At 46.3% G+C, this 20,709-nt stretch carries 19 protein-coding genes; 6 read left to right on the top strand and 13 right to left on the bottom strand.

What is annotated here, in order from left to right:
• Positions 1–139: 139 nt before the first annotated feature.
• The 5 genes from phoU to ACMXYR_RS16310 all read right to left on the bottom strand — a co-directional run bounded on the left by phoU (position 140) and on the right by ACMXYR_RS16310 (position 6,852).
• The gene (gene phoU / locus ACMXYR_RS16330) at positions 140–871 is read right to left on the bottom strand and encodes a phosphate signaling complex protein PhoU (RefSeq protein WP_415882891.1); all 732 of its coding nucleotides are present in this window, start codon (positions 869–871) and stop codon (positions 140–142) included.
• An 18-nt stretch (positions 872–889) separates the two neighbouring features.
• On the bottom strand, positions 890–1,723 hold the full coding sequence (gene pstB, locus ACMXYR_RS16325; RefSeq protein ID WP_415902371.1) for a phosphate ABC transporter ATP-binding protein PstB: 834 nt from the start codon (positions 1,721–1,723) through the stop codon (positions 890–892).
• 23 nt (positions 1,724–1,746) lie between these two features.
• Positions 1,747–3,435, bottom strand: a complete 1,689-nt coding sequence (gene pstA, locus ACMXYR_RS16320) for a phosphate ABC transporter permease PstA (protein ID WP_415902370.1) — start codon at positions 3,433–3,435, stop codon at positions 1,747–1,749.
• A 27-nt stretch (positions 3,436–3,462) separates the two neighbouring features.
• A complete protein-coding gene (locus ACMXYR_RS16315; RefSeq protein WP_415902369.1) occupies positions 3,463–5,736 on the bottom strand; it encodes an ABC transporter permease subunit in 2,274 nt (757 codons plus the stop codon).
• Positions 5,737–5,880: 144 nt separating this feature from the next.
• Positions 5,881–6,852 carry a PstS family phosphate ABC transporter substrate-binding protein gene (locus tag ACMXYR_RS16310; RefSeq protein WP_415902368.1) on the bottom strand — a complete coding sequence of 324 codons (972 nt, stop codon included), beginning with the start codon at positions 6,850–6,852 and terminating at the stop codon, positions 5,881–5,883.
• Between the two features lie 224 nt (positions 6,853–7,076).
• On the opposite strand from ACMXYR_RS16310, the gene ACMXYR_RS16305 reads away from it, so the two are divergent.
• The 3 genes from ACMXYR_RS16305 to ACMXYR_RS16295 all read left to right on the top strand — a co-directional run bounded on the left by ACMXYR_RS16305 (position 7,077) and on the right by ACMXYR_RS16295 (position 8,421).
• Positions 7,077–7,478 (top strand): acyl-CoA thioesterase, encoded by a 402-nt coding sequence (locus ACMXYR_RS16305; protein ID WP_415902367.1) that lies wholly within the window; start codon positions 7,077–7,079, stop codon positions 7,476–7,478.
• 48 nt (positions 7,479–7,526) lie between these two features.
• Positions 7,527–7,985 (top strand): hypothetical protein, encoded by a 459-nt coding sequence (locus tag ACMXYR_RS16300; RefSeq protein ID WP_415902366.1) that lies wholly within the window; start codon positions 7,527–7,529, stop codon positions 7,983–7,985.
• Between the two features lie 82 nt (positions 7,986–8,067).
• Positions 8,068–8,421, top strand: coding sequence for a GFA family protein (locus ACMXYR_RS16295; protein ID WP_415902365.1), 354 nt, complete (start codon positions 8,068–8,070; stop codon positions 8,419–8,421).
• A gap of 160 nt (positions 8,422–8,581) precedes the next feature.
• On the opposite strand, the gene ACMXYR_RS16290 is transcribed toward ACMXYR_RS16295, so the two are convergent.
• Complete coding sequence (locus ACMXYR_RS16290; RefSeq protein WP_415902364.1) at positions 8,582–9,811, bottom strand: nucleoside recognition domain-containing protein; 1,230 nt, start codon at positions 9,809–9,811, stop codon at positions 8,582–8,584.
• A gap of 222 nt (positions 9,812–10,033) precedes the next feature.
• On the opposite strand from ACMXYR_RS16290, the gene ACMXYR_RS16285 reads away from it, so the two are divergent.
• Positions 10,034–10,636, top strand: coding sequence for a fasciclin domain-containing protein (locus ACMXYR_RS16285; protein WP_415902363.1), 603 nt, complete (start codon positions 10,034–10,036; stop codon positions 10,634–10,636).
• Between the two features lie 56 nt (positions 10,637–10,692).
• On the opposite strand, the gene ACMXYR_RS16280 is transcribed toward ACMXYR_RS16285, so the two are convergent.
• The 3 genes from ACMXYR_RS16280 to ACMXYR_RS16270 form a co-directional block, all read right to left on the bottom strand.
• Positions 10,693–11,184, bottom strand: coding sequence for a DUF6942 family protein (locus ACMXYR_RS16280; RefSeq protein WP_415902362.1), 492 nt, complete (start codon positions 11,182–11,184; stop codon positions 10,693–10,695).
• A 6-nt stretch (positions 11,185–11,190) separates the two neighbouring features.
• Entirely contained in the window at positions 11,191–11,541 is a 351-nt protein-coding gene (locus ACMXYR_RS16275) for a ribbon-helix-helix domain-containing protein (protein ID WP_415882879.1), read from the bottom strand.
• A gap of 87 nt (positions 11,542–11,628) precedes the next feature.
• Positions 11,629–12,198: a DJ-1/PfpI family protein gene (locus tag ACMXYR_RS16270; protein ID WP_415902361.1), complete on the bottom strand. Its 570-nt coding sequence runs from the start codon at positions 12,196–12,198 to the stop codon at positions 11,629–11,631.
• Between the two features lie 200 nt (positions 12,199–12,398).
• Between ACMXYR_RS16270 and ACMXYR_RS16265 the strand changes: the two genes are divergently transcribed.
• A complete protein-coding gene (locus ACMXYR_RS16265; protein ID WP_415902360.1) occupies positions 12,399–13,271 on the top strand; it encodes an AraC family transcriptional regulator in 873 nt (290 codons plus the stop codon).
• Here ACMXYR_RS16265 and ACMXYR_RS16260 read toward each other — a convergent pair.
• The 4 genes from ACMXYR_RS16260 to ACMXYR_RS16245 form a co-directional block, all read right to left on the bottom strand.
• Positions 13,240–13,998 (bottom strand): substrate-binding periplasmic protein, encoded by a 759-nt coding sequence (locus tag ACMXYR_RS16260; RefSeq protein ID WP_415902359.1) that lies wholly within the window; start codon positions 13,996–13,998, stop codon positions 13,240–13,242. The two genes, ACMXYR_RS16265 and ACMXYR_RS16260, sit on opposite strands and share 32 nt — an antisense overlap.
• Positions 13,999–14,099: 101 nt before the next feature.
• The gene (gene uvrD, locus ACMXYR_RS16255; RefSeq protein ID WP_415902358.1) at positions 14,100–16,313 is read right to left on the bottom strand and encodes a DNA helicase II; all 2,214 of its coding nucleotides are present in this window, start codon (positions 16,311–16,313) and stop codon (positions 14,100–14,102) included.
• Between the two features lie 120 nt (positions 16,314–16,433).
• Entirely contained in the window at positions 16,434–17,390 is a 957-nt protein-coding gene (locus ACMXYR_RS16250; RefSeq protein WP_415902357.1) for a homoserine kinase, read from the bottom strand.
• 46 nt (positions 17,391–17,436) lie between these two features.
• A complete protein-coding gene (locus ACMXYR_RS16245) occupies positions 17,437–17,715 on the bottom strand; it encodes a DUF2782 domain-containing protein (RefSeq protein WP_415902356.1) in 279 nt (92 codons plus the stop codon).
• Between the two features lie 93 nt (positions 17,716–17,808).
• Here ACMXYR_RS16245 and polA point away from each other — a divergent pair, with 93 nt between their 5' ends.
• The gene (gene polA / locus ACMXYR_RS16240) at positions 17,809–20,574 is read left to right on the top strand and encodes a DNA polymerase I (RefSeq protein WP_415902355.1); all 2,766 of its coding nucleotides are present in this window, start codon (positions 17,809–17,811) and stop codon (positions 20,572–20,574) included.
• Positions 20,575–20,709 lie beyond the last annotated feature (135 nt).

Here is a 20,709-nt window from a genome sequence, read left to right as displayed (position 1 = left end):
GCCCTGATTGATATATTAGTCATATAAGTATCGACCAAAATCGGAATAACTTTGGCGACAAGTACAAAAAAAGCAGCCTAATGAGGCTGCTTTTTCGATTGATAGGGCTTATTAAACAGAAGCTTAGATTAATAAAAAATTAATCTTCGTTTTCCGGTTTAACTGCTTTTTTGATCTGCTTAAGGCTACCATGACGAACATCGGTACCGCTTACTAGGTAGATCAGGTGAGCAGCCATAGCACGTGCGTGTTCAGAGATACGCTCAAGACTACGTAGAACCCAGATTACGTTCATTACGCTAGAGATAGAGCGTGGATCTTCCATCATAAACGTTGCTAGAGAACGCATTGCAGAGCGGTATTCCTGGTCTACAGATTTGTCCATTTTCGCAACGCGGTAAGCAAGATCTGTATCGTTGCGGGCAAATGCTGTTAATACGTCTTTAACCATCTGGCGAACAAGATTACCGATGTGACGTACTTCCTGATAGCCGCGTGGTGATTCGCCTTCTTCCACTAATTCAATCGCATGGCGGCAGATACGCGCAGCTTCATCCCCCATGCCTTCTAGATCAGATACCGCTTTGGAGACAGCGATGATTAAACGAAGGTCACTTGCAGCAGGCTGGCGCAGAGCAATGATCTTAGTACATTGTTCATCGATCATCACTTCCATGTCGTTAGTTTGCTTATCAACTTTGCGAGACTGTTCCGCTAGTTCTGCATCGCTGTTAAGTAGGGCATCGATACAGTCGTGAACTTGACGCTCTACAACACCACCCATGGTTAGCAAATGGGTTCTAATTTGCTCTAGTTCTTCATTAAACCGAGCTGAGATATGCGTGGAATAATTTTCAGTATTTAGTTCCATGATCTGATTCCTTCCCCATTAACCGTAACGGCCAGTAATGTAGTCTTCAGTTTGTTTCTTAGCCGGGTTAGTGAACAACGTATCTGTTACACCAAACTCGATAAGATCACCCATATACATAAAGGCAGTGTAATCAGATACACGCGCAGCCTGTTGCATGTTGTGGGTTACGATCACGATCGTGAAGTCTTTCTTCAGTTCGTGAATCAGTTCTTCAATCTTCAAGGTAGAGATTGGATCAAGTGCAGATGCTGGTTCGTCCAACAGTAGAACTTCTGGTTTTACCGCAATTGTACGTGCGATAACCAAACGCTGTTGCTGACCACCGGACATGCCAAGTGCACTCTCGTGTAGACGGTCTTTAACTTCGTCCCAAAGTGCAGCAGATTTTAATGCCCACTCAACGGTTTCATCGATAACGCGTTTTTTAGTTACGCCCTGAATACGCAGGCCGTAAGCAACGTTTTCGTAGATAGATTTCGGGAATGGGTTTGGCTTCTGGAATACCATACCCACGCGACGACGTAGTTCTGCGATATCAACGCTGCGGTCGTAGATGTTGTTATCATCCAGCAGGATTTCACCTGTGATGCTACAACCATCAACCAAGTCGTTCATGCGGTTGAAGCAGCGTAGTAGTGTTGATTTACCACAACCAGAAGGACCGATAAATGCAGTAACGCGGTTCTTAGGGATGTGCATGTCGATACCGTGAAGCGCTTCGTTATCGCCATAGCTCAATTTAAGGTCTTTAACCTCAAGAGCCATTGTTTCTTCTTCAAGGTTCAAAATACGGTTATCTCGTTGCATTGTAGAGATATCAATTGCGTGTGTTTTAGCTTCGCTAGTCATTGTAGCAACCTTTAAAAATTCTATTACATTTCAAGCGCTTTGTATTTTTCACGTAGGTGGTTACGAATCGCGATTGCAGACAAGTTAAGTGCCGCGATTACTGCCACCAACAAAAACGCTGTTGCGTATACCAGCGGACGTGCCGCTTCAACGTTCGGGCTCTGGAAACCAACATCGTAGATGTGGAAGCCCAAGTGCATAAATTTCTGATCCAAGTGTAGGAACGGGTAGTTCATATCCAATGGCAGACTTGGTGCTAGCTTAACTACACCTACCAGCATTAGTGGTGCTACTTCACCTGCTGCACGGGCAATCGCAAGGATTACACCGGTCATAATCGCTGGGCTAGCCATTGGGATTACAATCTTCATTAGTGTTTCGAACTTTGTCGCACCTAGTGCCAAAGAACCTTCACGAACCGCACGTGGGATACGTGTTAGGCCTTCCTCTGTCGCTACAATCACAACTGGAACTGTTAGCAGTGCAAGTGTGATAGAAGCCCACATTAGACCTGGTGTACCAAATGTTGGTGCTGGTTTCGCTTCTGGGAAGAACGCGTCATCTATGTGACCACCCAAGAAGTAAACGAAGAAACCGAGACCGAATACACCGTATACGATTGACGGTACACCCGCCAAATTGTTTACAGCGATACGGATTACGCGCGTTACAAAACCTTGTTTCGCGTATTCACGTAGGTAAACCGCAGCAACGACACCGAATGGCGTTACGATCACAGACATGATGATAACCATCAGTACTGTACCGAAGATTGCTGGGAAGATACCGCCTTCAGTGTTTGCTTCACGTGGATCTGTACTTACGAATTCCCAGATCTTAGAGAAGTAGTGAAGGATCTTGCCACCTAGGCCCATATCGTTAGGTAGGAAAGCACGAACAACGTGTGCAACTTTGAACTCGACGATCTTGCCTGTAGAGATTTCTGCTACAACGGTGTCACGGTTAAACTCTTTATATAGAGCCAGTAGATCACCTTGCAGGCCTTCGTACTCAGCATCTAATGCAGCACGTTTCTCTTCAATCTCTTTGTACTGAGCTGGATCAGTTACATTTTTAAGCTGTAGAGAACGCTCTTGCAGACGTAGACGCTCCAACTTGTAGTTGATAGAGCCGATACGGTCTTTCTCAATATCTTCGATATCACTGTGGATATCTAACGCTCGTTCGATACGACTTTCAAGTGCTGCCCAAAGTGCTAAGTACTCGTCAGTTTTTTCGTAACCTTCATAGCTAGAAACCAGTTTGCCATCTTCTTTGATGCCACGTAGGTAACCGTAGAAGTTACCCCATTCACGACGTTCAGCAGTGAATAGCATTTCTGGTTTAGAAGGATCTTTAATGAAGTCTTCCAAAACCCAGATGAAGTCAGTACCACCGTGGTCACGGTTACCAACTTTCATCAGGTTACGCTTCATGCTCTCAACACCTTCCGGTACCGCTACGCCACTATCGCGTAGTTGAGCTGCGGGAACATCTTCTGTTTGGACTTTTTCACCGATCAGGGTAACGCTGTTTCCCTTATCAACATAAGTCGCTTGGATAACATCTGCAGGCCAGAAGTGACCCAAACCGCGAATCGCGATAAGAGTCAGCAGACCTACAACCATGATCAAACAGATCGCTACGGCACCGGCATTAAGCCATACCCAAGGTGCGCCGGATTTTGACCATTCAGTAAAAGACTGTCGCATTACTATATTTCCTCAATCAGGCACAAATTACAGAGAGCCGTACTTCTTACGTAAACGCTGACGTACAACTTCTGCCACGGTGTTTACGAAGAAAGTGAACAAGAACAGTACGAACGCTGCCAGGAATAGAATACGGAAGTGGGTACTACCAACTTCAGATTCCGGCATCTCTACTGCAATGTTTGCAGCCAGAGTTCGCATACCCTCAAAGATATTCACGTCCATGATTGGCGTGTTACCTGTTGCCATCAGTACGATCATGGTTTCACCTACAGCACGACCCATACCGATCATAACTGCAGAGAAGATACCTGGGCTCGCTGTTGGCATTACTACGCGTACCAGTGTTTGCCATGGTGTAGCACCCAGTGCTAGGGAACCGTAAGACAGGTGTTTTGGTACGGCGAAGATCGCATCTTCAGTGATAGAGAAGATCGTTGGGATAACCGCAAAGCCCATCGCGATACCAACTACTAGCGCGTTACGCTGGTCGTAAGGAATGCCTAGCTCTTGAGTTACCCAGTAACGCATTTCTGTACCGAACAACGCTTGTTCTAACCCTGGAGCAACCCAGAAGCTGAACATTGTTGCGATGATTACCACAGGGATCAGTAGCGCTGCGTCCCAGCCATCTGGTACTAAGTAGCGAAGCGTTTTAGGTGCACATGCCCATGCATAAGCGAAACCGATAATGGCAGCAGGTACGACTAGTAGGGTGACAAAGATCCCCGCTAGGTTTACCTCCATAAATGGCGCTAACCATAGACCTGCTAAGAAGCCCAAAATTACCGTCGGTAGTGCTTCCATCAATTCGATGAAAGGTTTTACCTTACGGCGCATTGACGGCACCATGAAGTAAGCCGTGTAGATCGCACCACAGATTGCTAGAGGTGTACCCAGAAGCATTGCGTAGAACGCAGCTTTCAAGGTACCGAATGCTAGCGGCATCAAGCTGTATTTAGGCTCGAAGTCGTTGGTAGAAGCGGAAGACTGCCAAGTGTATTCTGGCTCTTGGTAACCTTCGTACCAAACTTTCTCCCACAATGCGCTCCAAGAGATCTCTGGGTGTTCGTTGTGAACTGCCCAAAGCGCTAACTTACCATCCTGTTCAACCAACAGCGCGTTAGAGCGAGGTGATAGAGCGATCATATCTACATTGCCTTGAGCAACGGCAGCCGTAAGAGAGTTACGTGATGCTGTTGTGCTGTAGAAATCGATAACACCTTGATCCGAAACCGTTACAAAACCTTTACGGCGGTGCTCAATAGAGATGCTGCTGATAGGTGATGTGCCGTTTTCGAAGCTGCGAATCTGGCGCATTAGCCATTCGCCTTTTTCGTTACGAACCAAGAACCACTGTGATGTCACACCTTTATCATCAGAGATAAGTAGGGAGTTACCACCGATCAGTAGTTCAAAAGAGGTAATCTTGTTTTTGGTCGTCTCGATTAGCTGAGTAACTTTAGGGCCACCGTCCGCTTTCATATCAACGATGCCTAACTTGCCGCCTTCACCAGAGATCATCATCCAACGACGATCAGGCATCAGCAGTAGCTTTTCAGCTGGGATATTCATATTCGGTAGAGTAATGCGGTTAGTGTCTGCCTCTACTTCTTCTGTAATAAGATTCTCGGTTAGGGATACTTCAGTCGCAGTGATGTTTGCTGCCTGGCCACCAATTAGCGTCCATTCTTCCTCTTCACCATTGATTGCAAGTAGCTCAAGTGGTGAATCGCTTATCTGAATCAGTTCAGAACCTAGTGGGTATTCCACTTCTGGCGTGATAACACGTACGCCATCAGGGTAAGTAGAACGGTATTTATGTTTGAAGACCTGCGCCTGACCGTTGCTGTAACCTAATGCGAAAATACCGCTATATTCAGAGGCTAGTGCAAAGCTGCTTACAGTTGCATCTTCTGGAATATTGGCAGTTTCTGTTTTGATTACGTCACCGTTGCGGCTGTTAAAAAACACCAACTGACCAAGATCTGTAACACGCAGAGCGATCTCTGTTTGTTCTTCCATTGTCAGATAAAGTGTTTTGCCGTCACCGGGAACAGTGTAAGGGGCAATTTCCTGTCCATTTTTCTGCCAAGGTTCAATGCTGGCAGATTCGAACAGCGGTGCTACTTCATAAAGTAGATAAAAGAAGATCAGAAGGATTGCAACAATAACGCTGATACCACCAAATGCGATACCACCTGAAGCAAGCTTATCCTTCAACGCACGTATGTTTCTGTGTCGCTTGGCCGACGCGGTATTAAAATCCAGGTCGGACGTTGCAGTGTTTTCTGTACTCATGGCACATAGGTCTCGGAAGTTTACTGAGAATACGGCGCATACAATATGAAAAGTTTGTTACATCTGTATTACAGGCACTGTCATAAACGAAAAAAGGGGGCCAAAATGGCCCCCTTTTTCTGAAGATCAGATGATCAAGACATATTACATGCCTAGCGCTTTCATCTGCTTCTCTACAACCGCTGCAGGTAGTGGGATGTAGCCGTCTTTAACTACTACTTCCTGACCTACTTTAGACATAACCATTTTCAGGAACTCTTTCTCTAGAGGAGCTAGAGGCTGACCTGGCTTCTTGTTTACGTATACGTATAGAGAACGAGCTAGTGGGTACTTGCCGTTTAGCGCGTTTTCTGGAGTTGCTTCTACGAATGTGCCGCCATCTTTCTTAGTAAGTGGTAGTGCACGTACAGATGCAGTTTTGTAACCGATACCAGAGTAACCTAGTGCATTAAGCGAAGTAGATACAGACTGTACTACAGATGCAGAACCTGGCTGCTCGTTTACGTTGTTCTTGAAGTCGCCTTTACATAGAGCTTTCTTCTTGAAGTAACCGTAAGTACCAGATACTGAGTTACGACCGAACAACTGGATGCTCTTGTCAGATAGGGAGCCTGCTACACCAACATCACCCCAAGTTTTAGCGTCTGCAACAGCGCCACACTTACGAGTAGAAGAGAAGATAGCGTCAACCTGGCTGATTGATAGACCTTCAACTGGGTTATCTTTGTGTACAAATACTGCTAGCGCATCAATTGCTACAGCAACAGGCGTTGGCTTGTAACCAAACTTCTTCTCGAATGCAGCGATCTCTTTGTCTTTCATCTTACGAGACATAGGACCGATGTTAGAAGTGCCTTCAGTAAGTGCAGGAGGTGCAGTAGAAGAACCAGCCGCTTGAATCTGAATGTTAACGTTTGGGTAGTTACGCTTGAATTCTTCAGCCCAAAGCGTCATTAGGTTAGCTAGTGTGTCGGAACCTACAGAAGAAAGGTTACCAGAAACACCAGAAGCCTTAGAGTAAACTGGTAGGTTTTTGTCTAGCAGGTCAGATGCGTTTGCAGCTACACAAGTTGCAGAGATAGCAACAGCAGCAAGCAGCTTTTTCATAGGTTTCATGTATAGGCTCCAGAGAGTCTTTAAATTTTTATATGTGAGTTAAGATGCGAACACTATAATTTTCTTAAATGACAAAAGTGTGACACTAGGAAAAGAATTTTTACGCTGTACATATTCAGGGCATTAGTCTTTTGTATTAGAGTAAGCTGACTAATAAATACAAAATTCACAGTTTCTATCATTACCCTAAGGAGTGGGGATGGCAGTAAAGGAGGGGTAATCCCATGGAGCATATCGAGGAAAATAGCCACCAGCCTGCAGGCGAATTAAGCTTGCTATTGCCGGCTTCAAGCGATGCTACCAACATGTTTGGCGATGTTTATGGTGGTTGGGTATCCGCTAAAATTGTACAGGCTGCCGAAATTTATGCGGCTAAATTATCTAAGGGCCGCGTCTCTACAGTATCGGTTGGCCAGATGGAATTTTTATCACCTGTGCTAGAGGGCACTATTATGTCCTTCTACACTCAATTAATTGAAAGTGGCCGCAGTTCATTACGGATCCATGTAGAAGCATGGGGTTGTTGTCCTGATGGCAGCGAACTACGAAAAGTGACGGAAACTGAATGTGTGCAAGTTGCCATTGATGGCCATGGACATATCCGAGACCTGGCGGTTGCCATTTAAGCGACTATAGTTACCCCAAAGGTCAACCATAAAACAAGGATGTTATATATGGCTCACGCAGATCCGTTACCTATATACGAACGACTATCTGAAACTGACAGTGTGATTGTACAGGCAAATGACTTGGTCTTTCGCCGATCTTGCTTTGACGCGTATGAGTCGGCGTTAAAATTCTGCTTAGCAGAACTGCACCTACCCAACTTACTGGATGAAGATTCTATACAGGCGGTCGAGCGCTATATTGCTCGACACTTCGCGGAGTTTTCCTTGGGTACCCAGCAAGGTTTAAGTCAGGCGCCAGCCATTTGGCAGGCTTATCACAGCGCTTGGCCGCAACTGTCGACCTCAGAAAAGCAGGCCTTTGGCTTTACCGTTTTATCTTTAGTGTTTGGTGAAACGGTTGCTGCCGAAGCGGTCGGGTATGCAGGTACTTCTGCACCGGCAACCTTGCAAGCCTTTGATATTGATGCCATGAGCCATGATGTTATTTATAACGGCATAGGTTAGACAGAAACGGATGGTAGTCTTTTAATAGACGAGAGCTAGCATTGTTTCCGACCTTTGCTTAAACCAAGTGGAGGCGAGTGCTATGCCGGTGTATCAAGGCAGTTGTCATTGCGGCAACGTTAGATTCAGTTTTCATGCCCCAGAGATTGTCGAAGGTGTGCGTTGTAACTGCTCGATCTGCGAGAAGAAAGGCGCAATGATGGGTAACTTTGTAGTCGACCCTAGCGATATCGATATTCAGGTATCGGATGATTTCTTGGCAACTTATGAGTTCGCTACTCATATCGCCAAACATCATTTTTGTAAGCAATGCGGTATCTACACTTTCCATCAAGCCTTGCGTAAACCTGGTCATTACCGAGTGCATCTAGGCTGTGTCGATGGTGTGGATGTGTTGGCACTACCATATGAACTGATTGATGGTGCTTCTTTGTAAGTTGGTTTATTAGCCGAAGAACCAGTAACCCACAGTAATTGCGGCAATAATCCCGGCTAGATCTGCAGTAAGGCCACAAGCGATGGCATGACGGGTATTTATGCCCGAGGTATAGAGTCGATAAGTGTCCCAACTCTAGTTTTCTGCTGTACTGGAAGTATTAACCAAAGAACCAGTAACCCACGGTAATTGCGGCAATAATCCCGGCTAAATCTGCAGTAAGACCACAAGCGATGGCATGACGGGTATGGCGAATTCCTACTGCACCAAAATACACGGCCAGTACATAGAAGGTGGTTTCAGTTGAGCCTTGGACAACCGAGGCTAAGTAAGCCGCGAAAGAATCCACACCATGGGTATTCATGGTTTCCAGCATCATTGCACGGGCACCAGAGCCGGAAAATGGCTTCATAATTGCGGTGGGCAGTGCATCAACAAAGCGAGTATCGGCACCAAAGCTGGCAAAGCCTTCACGCAGTAACCAGATCAAACCTTCTAATGCGCCACTTTCTCTGAGTACGCCAATCGCCACCAGCATGGCGAGCAGATAAGGGATAATTTTAATCGCGACTTCAAATCCCTCTTTGGCGCCATCAATAAAGGTTTCGTAGATATTTACCCCTTTAAAGTGTGCGATACAGAGAAAGCCAATAATCGCTGAGAAGATCATTAAGTTACCCACTAGCGATGATTGCCGTTGCAGCTCGTCGATCGTTAGTGTTGTGAAATAGCCGATAAAAGCGAGTAAAAGGGCAACAAATCCGCCGATATAGAGCAGAGTAACTCTTTCCCATAAACGGATCTTCTGCACAAAACTCACCGCCAATAAGCCAGCAAGTGTCGAGCAGCAGGTCGCAATTAGAATAGGGATAAAGACCGACGTAGGGTCACTTGCTCCTTGTTGCGCTCGATAGAGAAATACTGTGATCGGGAATAGCGTGACCGAGGAGGTGTTTAGTACCAGAAACAAAATCTGGGCATTAGTCGCTGTATCTTTATGTGGGTTTAAGCTCTGTAGATCACGCATCGCCTTCAAACCTAAAGGCGTGGCGGCGTTATCTAAACCTAGAACATTGGCCGAGAGGTTCATGGTCATAGAGCCCATGGCGGGGTGACCTTTTGGCACTTCCGGCATCAAGCGGCAGAAAAGTGGACTTATCCCTCGTGCAAACTTATCCACAAGGCCAGAACTTTCCGCCAGTTTCATGATACCTAGCCAAAAGGCGAGGGTACCTATCAAACCTATGGATAACTCCACCGATAGCTTCGACATATCAAAGGTGGACTGCACCAAACGTTGAAATACTGCGGAATCATCTAGCCAAAGCCATTGATAGAGGGCCGCGCTAAAAGCGATTAGAAAAAAACTTAGCCAGATGCGATGAAGCATAAAAACCTTTTTAAATTTATCGCAATATCAGGGAGTTAAGTGGAGCTATTAAAAATAAGAATATTCTATTCACAGGCATAAAAACAGAAAAAGAAAATTTTGCTGTACATTTTTTGATCTGCCTTTCAAAAACCTCCGTAACACTGGTTACGATGCACTTAAGCAAAATCTCATTGAGGCATTAGAGGGCCTGCTTAAGGAATAAACGCGAGGAGAATAACAATGAAAATTATAAAAACACTGGCCTGCTTTCTACTAGCTGTACCATTAATGGCGACTGCAGGTTCCTACGAAATGAAGAAAGATATTGTCGATGTCGCTGCGGGTAATGAGAGTTTCTCTACCTTAGTGACGGCGCTAAAAGCTGCTAACTTAGTCGGTGCCTTGCAAGGTGATGGCCCATATACTGTGTTTGCGCCAACCAATGAAGCGTTCGCCAAACTACCAGAAGAAACGTTGGCTGACCTGTTAAAGCCTGAGAATAAAAAAGACCTTCAAGCGGTACTGACTTATCATGTAGTTGCCGGAAAAGTGGATGCAAAAACTGCGATGGGTTTAAGTGCAGCACCTTCTCTACAAGGTGAAAATATCGCGATTAGCTTAGCTGGTGGTAATGTGATGATCAATCAGGCGACTGTAGTTGCGGCAGATGTGGGTGCTAGCAACGGTATTATCCATGTGATCGATACTGTGATTTTACCACCATCGCTTCAACAAGCGGCTGAAATCAATCGCATGACTGAGGGTAACCCAACCGCTGCGGGTGCTAATCAGCAAACATTTAATATGAACTGGAAAAAGATTCAGAATCCGACTCTGAATTAAATATTATCTTAGTTCTGCGAGATAATAAGCCCTGATTATTCAGGGCGTTAATCGTTTTAAGTACTTAGGTTTTTTACCAGTCTAACTAACTGACTGATTCTTGCGTTACTCAACTGACGATAATCTAAATAAGGGCAGACGATCACTTTACTGTCTTTATCTATCGCAAAGTAAGGATCTAACCAGAGCAAGTTTTCTAGCCCGAGCTCTTGGGCGTAGGTTTTACCAGCAATGATATGAATACGGTTTGGCTCTGCTAAATCTGGCTTTGAAAACAGTAATGCCATAGGGCTTTCTGCCTGATAGAGCGACTGATCGCGCAGCGCCTGCCAAGTCTTAAACTGTTCGTTGTTTTGTAGCTCAAACAGAAACTTAGCGCTGACATTAAAAATCTTGCGCCAATGATTACCGGTTTGATCCGCAATATGCTTGATCTCACCCGAACCGAGTGGGCGAAGGTGATCGAGAGTAGGGTAAGGCTCGATCGGTGGTCGATTGGCAATGTAGATCGCGATCTCAAACCCTTGAGCGCCGAATCCGACAGTCATAGAGGTTTAGTGACGCTTTTCGATTTCGTTACTTAAAATCGCATCAGCATCCAAAGAGCTGATCGCCACCGTTTCATTCGTTGGGATATCGCCAGACAGTTGCAACGCGAGGTAACGCATACAGCAAACTCTTAAGAATGAAGTGAAGTTACCTAAGTCGTGACCCGCATCGATCGATTCGTGATAAAGGCGAGTTAGCATCTGCGGGATATTTAGATCATCCCGTTCTGCGATCGCTGTCAGGGTTGTCCAAAAATAGTTTTCCAGACGTACGCTGGTAACCATACCGTCAATACGGATTGAGCGGGTGCTGCTTTTCCAAAGTTCTGGTTCGGCATTAATAAACAGTTTGCACATAGCTCTCTCCGCTGATTTGACTGTATAGGTAGCGACAAGCTGCTTTCGGGTTCAGGTTTGGGGAGAAAGCAGCTTGCGCTAATTCTATTACATAGTTAGCAAAACCATAAACTGTGCTAACCAAGCAGGGTGTGCTGGCCATGCAGGGGCAGTGACTAGATTGCCATCAGTTACAGCTGCATCCAGTGGAATATCAGTGTAAGTACCACCAGATTGATTGATCTCTGGCGCACACGCAGGGTAGGCAGAGCAAGATTTACCTTCTAGAACGCCTGCGGCAGATAGCAATTGTGCACCGTGGCAGATTGCAGCGACGGGTTTGTTTTCTTTGAAGAAGTGGCGAACCATCTCGATCACTTCTTGGTTTAAACGTAGATATTCTGGTGCTCGACCACCTGGGATTACCAGTGCGTCATAATCTTCAACCTTAATATCTGCGAACGTCGCGTTTAGGGTGAAGTTGTGACCGCGTTTTTCGGTGTAGGTTTGGTCACCTTCGAAGTCGTGAATCGCTGTAGCAACCGTATCGCCGCTTACTTTCTCTGGGCATACTGCGTCTACATGATGGCCAACCGTTAATAGGGTTTGGAACGGCACCATCGTTTCATAATCTTCGGTGAAATCACCGGTAATCATCAGAATCTTTTTGCTTTGCATTGTATTGGGCTCCCTTGTTTGGGCTTTTTTATTTGAATGGCTGCTCAATACTTATCAAGTTAACAGGGCTTGGTTTGGGATAGGTATTAGCTGAATACTACATGGTGAAAAAGTGACCAATACTTTTGTTGCATGGGAATTGCTAAGCTAGGCCCCTCCACTTAAATCCGATGGATGAAGGATGTTAAAGGCTGGTTTAGATGCAAAAGATTAAACACACCTTTTTTGAGAACAAACGCCTAGCGGCAATAGGGATTGAGCCGATCTCATTAGCCGATCTTTATCAGAAACTGCCGGCCGTACCCGAACGGCTAGAGTTTTATATGCTGATATTCGTGAGTAAAGGGCAGGGTCTGCATTGCGTCGATTTTATCGATTACGACCTCAGGCCGGGAAATTTGTTGTTTGTACGACCGGGGCAGGTACAAGAGTGGAAGGATTACCGTAACGTGCAGGCGGAAGTTGTGCTGATTGATCCTACTGCATTACCGAATGATGAATTGGTGAAATCTAAAGGTGTGGATCTGCTCGCTCTGCAAGATTGGCAAAATAGCACGCTCCTGACTGAACTTTTACAGCAGGATATTCTGCAATCGATTTCACGCTTAAAGCGTGATTTTGAAGACTTCGATGGTTCAGAATTAGATATCTCCTTACTGCGGAATGAACTGTTGAATCTATTGTTGAGGGTAGCGCGCTGGCAGAAAAAAGTTCGAGTTGCGGATAAGGTGACAAGTCGTTCCCGTAAAACCTACCAGTGGTTTATCGATCTATTGGAGCAAGAGTACCGGACTGAGCATAGCCTGCGTTACTACGCTGAAAAGCTCGGTTACGCTCAGAGTACGTTGAGCCGCGCTTGCATTCAGGTTGAAGGGAACAGCGCTAAGGTTGTGATTGATCGCCGAGTCGCATTGGAAGCCAAACGTATGTTGGCGCATAGCTCAGCTTCTGTTGCAGAGGTTGGTTACTGGTTAGGCTTTAGTGAAGCTACTAACTTTGTAAAATTCTTTCGCCGCATTGTGGGCGTTACGCCGCAATTATTCAGGGAGCAGCGTTCGGAACTGCGGAACTAATAGCGTTATGTTGGTTTAAGTATTTCTTTACGATCTGATCGCGTCGGCCACTACTAATCAGATTATCAATCGATTTGTTTATTGGTTCTACCAAGTCTATACGAGCACGATGTATTCGGATGTGTAAACTCGCTTCATCATGTATAGGGCCTGCTTCTAAGTATTTTTTTTGCGCTGAGGCATTTAAAATATCCTCGTTAACTATGCCAACGTCAGCTCGGCCTAAAGCCAAGGCGCGCATCAAGGTTGCTTCATTCTGAAAGTTGACCTTTTCTCCAAAATGTTCAGATCCTCGATAATCGAAGCCCCGGACAGTGGCGATAAGTTTATCGGATAGCTGCGAAAGCTTGTTTATCTCAAAGGACTTGCCTTTAGGAAAAATAAACATGTCTTTGGTCCAGTAAAATTGTTTACTAAAAACTTGGACCTCTTGCTCTCTGGGGCGTGCACGCCAAGCGGGGTTTGCACAGCAAGCTAAATGATAGAGTTGATTTTCAAAACCTATGCGGCGTCGCATAGGAGGTACTGGTAATAGCTGAGGTTTGAGACCTGCCCCTATTAGTATTTCTCTGAATAGGTCAGGATATATTCCGTGGGCTTGGCCATTCTTGATGATTGATAAGGGTGAACGATCCTGATCATAGATAGGCACCGTGATTTCTTCAGCTGCTTTAGCAAAGGTGCAAGATATGATTAGGGCAGCGAAGACACTCCAGAGTTTATACATATCCCCTCCGTCACCTTAAAAATCTGAACGGTTTAAGTATAAGGTGACTTTTGGGAATTGGCCTTCTTTGCCTAGGAAATAGGCTTGGAAATCATTGATGCTTATAACGGCGTTAGATTGGCAAAGCCAACCACCAGCCACTTACTACCTTCGTAATCGAAATTAACCTGTACTCTGGCCTTAGGCCCCGAACCTTCAAAGTTAAGCACAGTGCCATCACCAAATTTGCTGTGCATAACACGTTGACCCAGGGCAAGGTTGGTTTCTGGTACATCGCTGCTGCTAAGAGAGCTACTACCAAATAAGCTGCTGCCTTGGTTATCGTTATGGCGGCTGGTCATGGGGCGGCTAACGCTAGCGTTAAGGCGAACCTCTTCCATCAAGTCGTTTGGAATTTCACCAATGAAGCGGGAAGGTCGGTTGTAGTTATCTTGTCCATGCAAACGACGGGATTCAGCGTAAGTGATAAACAGCTTCTGCATTGCACGGGTGATACCTACATAGCAGAGGCGACGCTCCTCCTCTAAACGGCCCGGCTCTTCTACGGACATTTTATGCGGGAACAAACCTTCTTCAACACCGGCTAGGAACACCTGAGGGAATTCCAGACCTTTTGCGGAGTGAAGGGTCATTAGCTGCACGCTGTCTTGATAATCATCCGCTTGCGCATCACCAGCGTCCAGCGCAGCTTGGTCTAAGAATGCCGCAAGCGGGGAGTTAAACTCCTCATCCAGAAATTCATCCCACTGGCTGTTGAACTGCTTAGCTGCAGTGACCAGCTCTTCCAAGTTTTCGATACGGGATTGAGCTTTCTCGCCTTTCTCTTTTTTGTGATGTTCGATCAGACCTGAGTGTTGGATAACATGTTCAGTCTGTTCGTGTAGCAGGGTGTCTTCGGTATCTTGAGCCATCTGATTAATCAGATCTAAGAAAGCCTGCAGGGCATTAGACGCACGCGCTGGTAGCTTTTTCAGTTCTACAATTTCGTTGGACGCGCGCCACATAGAGATTACTTGGCTGCGGGCATGCTCACGGATAATTTCGATGGTACGTGTGCCTATACCGCGTGTTGGTACATTGATTACACGCTCCATCGAGGTGTCATCGTCGCGGTTGCTCAGCAGGCGCATATAGGAAAGCGCATTTTTGATCTCAAGGCGCTCATAGAAGCGTTGGCCACCGTAAATACGGTAAGGCACACCGCTGCGAATCAAGGCTTCCTCGAGCACTCGGGACTGGGCGTTGGAGCGGTACAGAATCGCACATTCTTTACGGAGGTTGCCTTCTTGTACCCATTTACCGATTTGATCGACGATAAAACGCGCTTCATCTTGTTCATTAAACGCAGCATATAGTGAGATCGGCTCACCTTCGCCCGATTCAGTATGTAGCTCTTTACCTAAACGGCCTTGGTTGTTGCGGATGACTTCGTTGGCAGCGCGCAGAATCGTCTCAGTAGAGCGGTAGTTTTGCTCTAGTTTGATCGTTTCTGTACCTGGGAAGTGAACCGGTAGGTTCTGGATATTTTCGATCTTCGCGCCACGCCAGCCGTAGATAGACTGGTCATCATCGCCCACCGCCATTAGTTTTTTCTGGCCACCACATAGCAGCTGCAGCCAGCCGTACTGAATAGTGTTGGTATCTTGGAACTCGTCCACCAGAATGTAGCGGAAACGCTCTTGATAGTGCTCCAGTAGAGCTGGGTTCTTATCGCGGAACAGTTCAAGGGAGCGTAGTAAAAGCTCGCCAAAGTCGATCATGCCGCCACGTTCGCAGGCTTGCTCGTAAGCTTCGTACACTGCCAGCATCTGACGATCATTCAGATCATGGCGTGGTTCGATATGTTTAGCGCGTAGGCCATTATCTTTCTTATCGTTGATGTACCACTGGAATTGGCGAGCAGGCCAGCGCTTATCATCTAAATTCATCTCTTTGGCTAAACGTTTAATCAGACGCAGCTGATCATCGCTGTCCATAATCTGGAAGTTTTCAGGTAAGCCAGCATCCTGCCAGTGAGCACGCAGTATGCGGTGGGCCAAACCATGGAAGGTGCCGACCCACATGCCTTGAGGGTTGATGCCTAACAGCTCCTCAATACGGCCACGCATCTCTTTTGCCGCTTTATTGGTGAACGTAACCGCCATAATAGAGTAGGGCGACATTCCCTCTGTCTGAATCAACCAAGCAATTCGGTGTACCAAAACGCGGGTTTTACCAGAGCCTGCGCCGGCTAAAACCAGTAAGTTTTGTACCGGAGCGGTTACAGCATTGCGTTGGGCATCATTCAGAGAATCGATAATGTGAGTTACGTCCATAGCGGCTTTCTGTTCACTGTATAAATAATCAGTGACTGATTATAGCGGGTGTTAGCAAAAGAGGGCAGTGTTGATTTACGAAGACCCTATGTCTTGGGTCTTCGTATCGGGAATCAGCGATTAAGGTAGCTGACTAGGATTGTTACGGCGATAGATCAGGATCTGTTTTAGCTCTTCTGGATCTTTCAGCTTCTGCTCGCTGTTTTCATCCAACCACGGGATTAAACGTGATAGCCAGAATCGCATCGCGGCAGTACACGTCAGCACTGGCCAAGCTTTGTATTCATCCTGAGTGAAAGGGCGGGCTTTTGCGTAGGCTTTTAGCAGCGCTTGCTCTCTTTCGATATCAATCGAGCCATCAGGTCGGCAGCACCAATCATTAGCCACGATCGCCAGATCAAACAGCAGATAGGCGGTTGCGGCGTTATAAAGATCTAAAACGGCACTGACCTCAGTCCCTTGGAACAGGACATTATCGTGGAATAGATCACCATGAATCGTGCCCGCTTTGATATCGCCCGGCTGCTCGCGAAGGTGATCAAAATGAGCCACTTCTTCCTGTAGCATGGCCTGATCATCTTCAGGCAACTTACTGCGAATGAGCTCGCTCTCTCTGCGCCACCAAAATACACCGCGGTGTGCTTGGCGCTCAAGATAGAAGTCTTCTGTTGCAACGTGGAATTCACCTAAGACTTTGCCGATGGCAGCACAATGCTCAGGCGTGAGTTCTTGCTGGCCCACATGCTCACCAAAGAAACGAGGTTGTAGAGCAGCAGGTTTCCTTTTCAGCTGTTTAAGCCCAATACCGTTTTGATCCTGAATGGCAAAAGGTACAGCAATATTCCGCTGTGATAGCCATTGGCATAGTTCGACAAAGTAAGGTAACTCTTCGTAGCTAAGCTCTTCAAATAAAGTGAGTACATACTCCGTCTCAACCTCATCATTTACGAGGGTGACAAAGTAGTTGGTATTTTCGATACCACCATCAATACCTTTGTAACTGACCAGCTCTCCCAGATCGTAATCTTTAAGGAATGTGGTTAGGTCAGTGTCATTAAGTTGTGTATATACAGCCAAGCGCTTTACTCACTTCGTAAAATTGAATTCGTTTGTTCCAGCTGACTTACCAGCGGAAAAGCACCCATTTAGGGATCAGCATTTGTGACTCTTCATGACGAATAAATGCGCCGTCACCTGGTGCCGGAACCAGATAGTATTCTTTGCCGTTTTTAGGCACGACCTTAATCTCCTGAAGCTGACCATTTACGCGATACTCGTAATAGGTTTTGTCTTGTTCATGGAAAATTGTGATTTGTGGTTCGTCTTCATCAACCAGCGGTGGAACTTCGGCATAAGCTACAGGTGTCACTGTAAGTAGTGCTGCTAAAAGTAGCTTTTTCATTATTCTTTCCTCTTTCATGGCAAGATTTCTTTTGGCAAATGAGCATATCGACTATGATCGGGTTTTTGAAGAATAACCAACCCGGATTTCCTGATGAGCGAACAGCAGCAAGCCAACTCCTCTCCTTTAATTTTAGTCGACGGTTCCTCTTATTTATACCGTGCTTTTTTTGCTTCACAACAGGCTGACCTGCGAAATTCTGCGGGAATCCCAACAGGGGCGATCCGAGTTGTTACTTCAATGCTGAAAAGCTTGATCAAACAGTATCCAGAAAGCCCTATTGCGGTGATCTTTGATGCTAAAGGTAAAACATTCCGTGATGAGATCTACAGCGATTACAAAGCTCAGCGCCCACCGATGCCGGATGATCTTCGCAGTCAGGTAGAGCCGATCCACAACATCGTTAAAGCTTTGGGTATGCCGCTTATCGTAGAACCGGGGGTAGAGGCAGATGATGTGATCGGCACTATGGCGCGCGAAGCCAGCGCTCAAGGGATCGATACCCTGATCTCCACAGGCGATAAGGATATGGCGCAGCTGGTGGATCAACACGTAACGCTGATCAACACGATGACTGACACCATCATGGATATTGAAGGTGTAAAAGAGAAGTTTGGTATTCCGCCAGAGCTGATCATCGATTACTTGGCATTGATGGGCGATAAAGTCGATAACATCCCAGGCGTTCCGGGCGTGGGTGAAAAAACGGCATTGGCTTTGCTGCAAGGTATCGGCGGTATTAAAGATCTATACGAAAACCTAGATAAAATTGCTGATCTTGGTTTCCGCGGTTCGAAAACTATGGCAAAGAAACTAGAAGATAACCGCGAAGAAGCGGATCTATCTTATCTTCTGGCGACGATCAAAACCGACGTTGAGCTGCATGAAAAAGTCGCAGAGATCGTAAAGCCCGAGCCAAACAAAGAGCAGTTAATCGAGTTATACAAAGAGTTTGAATTCAAGACTTGGGTGCGTGAGCTGGAATCTGGTGAGAGTGGTGCTGCAATCGCTGCTGATCCATCGGAGCCATCTACTCCAGAAGCACCTAAAGATGTTGAATACACAACAGTGCTTACCGAATCCGATCTAGATAGCTGGATTGAAAAGTTATCCACAGCCGAACTTTTTGCCTTCGATACAGAAACGACCAGTCTCAACTATATGGAAGCTGAGCTGGTGGGTGTTTCCTTTGCGGTAGAGCCGGGCAAAGCTGCTTATGTACCGGTTGCGCATGATTACATGGGGGCGCCAGAGCAAATCAGCCGTGATGTTCTTCTGACTAAGCTAAAACCACTGTTAGAAAGTGAAGATCACAAAAAGATTGGTCAGCATATTAAATACGATATGAACGTGTTGGCTCGTTACGATATCGACCTAAAAGGTGTGGCGTTCGATACCATGCTGGAATCCTACGTGTTGAACTCCACGGCAACGCGTCACGATATGGACAGCTTGGCTGATCGTTATCTGGGTGTGAAAACGGTTAAGTTCGAAGAGATCGCCGGTAAAGGTAAAAAACAGCTGACGTTCAACCAGATCGAGTTAGAGCAAGCAGCGCCTTATGCTGCGGAAGATGCGGATATCACCCTGCGTCTACATCAAGCGATCGATAGCCAGCTAAGCCAAGATGAAACGCTAAGCAAAGTCTTCAATGAGATCGAAAAACCGCTGATTCCAGTACTGTCACGTATCGAGCGTAACGGTGCTTTGGTTGATGCTTCGATGCTCGGTGAGCAAAGTATCGAACTGGCTGCACGTATGGTGGAGCTAGAGCGTGAAGCTTACGATATTGCCGGTAAAGAGTTTAATCTGGCGTCACCAAAGCAGTTGCAGCAGATTCTGTTTGAAGAGCTAAATATCCCTGTGATTAAGAAGACACCAAAAGGTGCACCATCGACTGCAGAGGAAGTGCTTCAGGAGTTAGCACTAGAATATCCTCTGCCTAAGTTGATTCTTGAACACCGTAGCTTGAGCAAGCTTAAATCGACTTACACCGATAAGCTTCCGCTAATGATCAGTCCAAGCACTGGACGCATTCATACCTCTTACCATCAAGCGGTGACAGCGACAGGGCGTCTATCTTCGACAGATCCAAACCTGCAGAACATTCCGGTACGTACTCAGGAAGGCCGCCGTATTCGTCACGCCTTCATCGCTCCAGAAGGCTACAAGGTTGTAGCTGCCGATTACTCGCAGATTGAACTGCGTATCATGGCGCATCTGTCTCAAGATCAAGGTTTATTGGATGCTTTCTCTAAAGGCGCAGATATTCACCGTGCGACAGCGGCAGAAGTTTTCAAAGTAGAACTCGATCAGGTCTCTGATGATCAGCGCCGCAGTGCTAAAGCGATCAACTTCGGTTTGATCTACGGTATGTCTGCGTTTGGTCTAGCGAAGCAATTAGGTATCGCCCGTAAGGATGCGGCGCAGTATATCGAACATTATTTCGAGACCTATCCGGGTGTGCAGCACTATATGGATGATATCCGCACCAAAGCGCAGGAGCAGGGTTACGTTGAAACTCTGTTTGGTCGCCGTTTGTACTTGCCAGAGATTAAAGCGAAAAACGCGATGCGCCGTCAGGCTGCTGAACGTACCGCGATCAATGCGCCAATGCAGGGTACTGCCGCAGATATCATTAAACGCGCGATGGTGACGGTAGATGCTTGGTTAGCCGAGTCCGATTTTGATGTTCGCATGATTATGCAGGTACACGATGAATTGGTCTTTGAAGTACGTGAAGATCAGGTAGATGCCTTTGTTGCCGAAGTGAAAGATCAGATGGCAGGTGCGGCCGATTTAGATGTACCGTTGCTAGTTGAAGCGGGTGTCGGTGAGAACTGGGAGCAGGCTCACTAAGTTCATAAAATATTTTTGAGTTTTTTTTGAACAAAAGGGAACTTTTTAAAATATAGAGAGTCAACAGCCTTAAGAGTCACTTACACATTCATCGTGCCATGGCTGTGGCTCTTTACAACAAGCATGCGTTAAAGC

It is taken from the genome of Neptuniibacter sp. QD29_5, from assembly GCF_047778125.1.
Lineage (GTDB): Bacteria > Pseudomonadota > Gammaproteobacteria > Pseudomonadales > Balneatricaceae > Neptuniibacter.
This window is presented reverse-complemented; position numbering and strand designations above follow the sequence as displayed.

Coding starts and splice junctions, on each gene's coding strand:
- pstA (WP_415902370.1), bottom strand. CDS start 3,435: ATGCGACAGTCTTTTACTGAATGGTCAAAATCCGGCGCACCTTGGGTA.
- polA (WP_415902355.1), top strand. CDS start 17,809: ATGAGCGAACAGCAGCAAGCCAACTCCTCTCCTTTAATTTTAGTCGAC.
- uvrD (WP_415902358.1), bottom strand. CDS start 16,313: ATGGACGTAACTCACATTATCGATTCTCTGAATGATGCCCAACGCAAT.
- ACMXYR_RS16275 (WP_415882879.1), bottom strand. CDS start 11,541: ATGTGCAAACTGTTTATTAATGCCGAACCAGAACTTTGGAAAAGCAGC.
- ACMXYR_RS16260 (WP_415902359.1), bottom strand. CDS start 13,998: ATGTATAAACTCTGGAGTGTCTTCGCTGCCCTAATCATATCTTGCACC.
- ACMXYR_RS16270 (WP_415902361.1), bottom strand. CDS start 12,198: ATGCAAAGCAAAAAGATTCTGATGATTACCGGTGATTTCACCGAAGAT.
- ACMXYR_RS16290 (WP_415902364.1), bottom strand. CDS start 9,811: ATGCTTCATCGCATCTGGCTAAGTTTTTTTCTAATCGCTTTTAGCGCG.
- ACMXYR_RS16285 (WP_415902363.1), top strand. CDS start 10,034: ATGAAAATTATAAAAACACTGGCCTGCTTTCTACTAGCTGTACCATTA.
- ACMXYR_RS16295 (WP_415902365.1), top strand. CDS start 8,068: ATGCCGGTGTATCAAGGCAGTTGTCATTGCGGCAACGTTAGATTCAGT.
- ACMXYR_RS16300 (WP_415902366.1), top strand. CDS start 7,527: ATGGCTCACGCAGATCCGTTACCTATATACGAACGACTATCTGAAACT.
- ACMXYR_RS16305 (WP_415902367.1), top strand. CDS start 7,077: ATGGAGCATATCGAGGAAAATAGCCACCAGCCTGCAGGCGAATTAAGC.
- phoU (WP_415882891.1), bottom strand. CDS start 871: ATGGAACTAAATACTGAAAATTATTCCACGCATATCTCAGCTCGGTTT.
- pstB (WP_415902371.1), bottom strand. CDS start 1,723: ATGACTAGCGAAGCTAAAACACACGCAATTGATATCTCTACAATGCAA.
- ACMXYR_RS16310 (WP_415902368.1), bottom strand. CDS start 6,852: ATGAAACCTATGAAAAAGCTGCTTGCTGCTGTTGCTATCTCTGCAACT.
- ACMXYR_RS16280 (WP_415902362.1), bottom strand. CDS start 11,184: ATGACTGTCGGATTCGGCGCTCAAGGGTTTGAGATCGCGATCTACATT.
- ACMXYR_RS16265 (WP_415902360.1), top strand. CDS start 12,399: ATGCAAAAGATTAAACACACCTTTTTTGAGAACAAACGCCTAGCGGCA.
- ACMXYR_RS16315 (WP_415902369.1), bottom strand. CDS start 5,736: ATGAGTACAGAAAACACTGCAACGTCCGACCTGGATTTTAATACCGCG.
- ACMXYR_RS16245 (WP_415902356.1), bottom strand. CDS start 17,715: ATGAAAAAGCTACTTTTAGCAGCACTACTTACAGTGACACCTGTAGCT.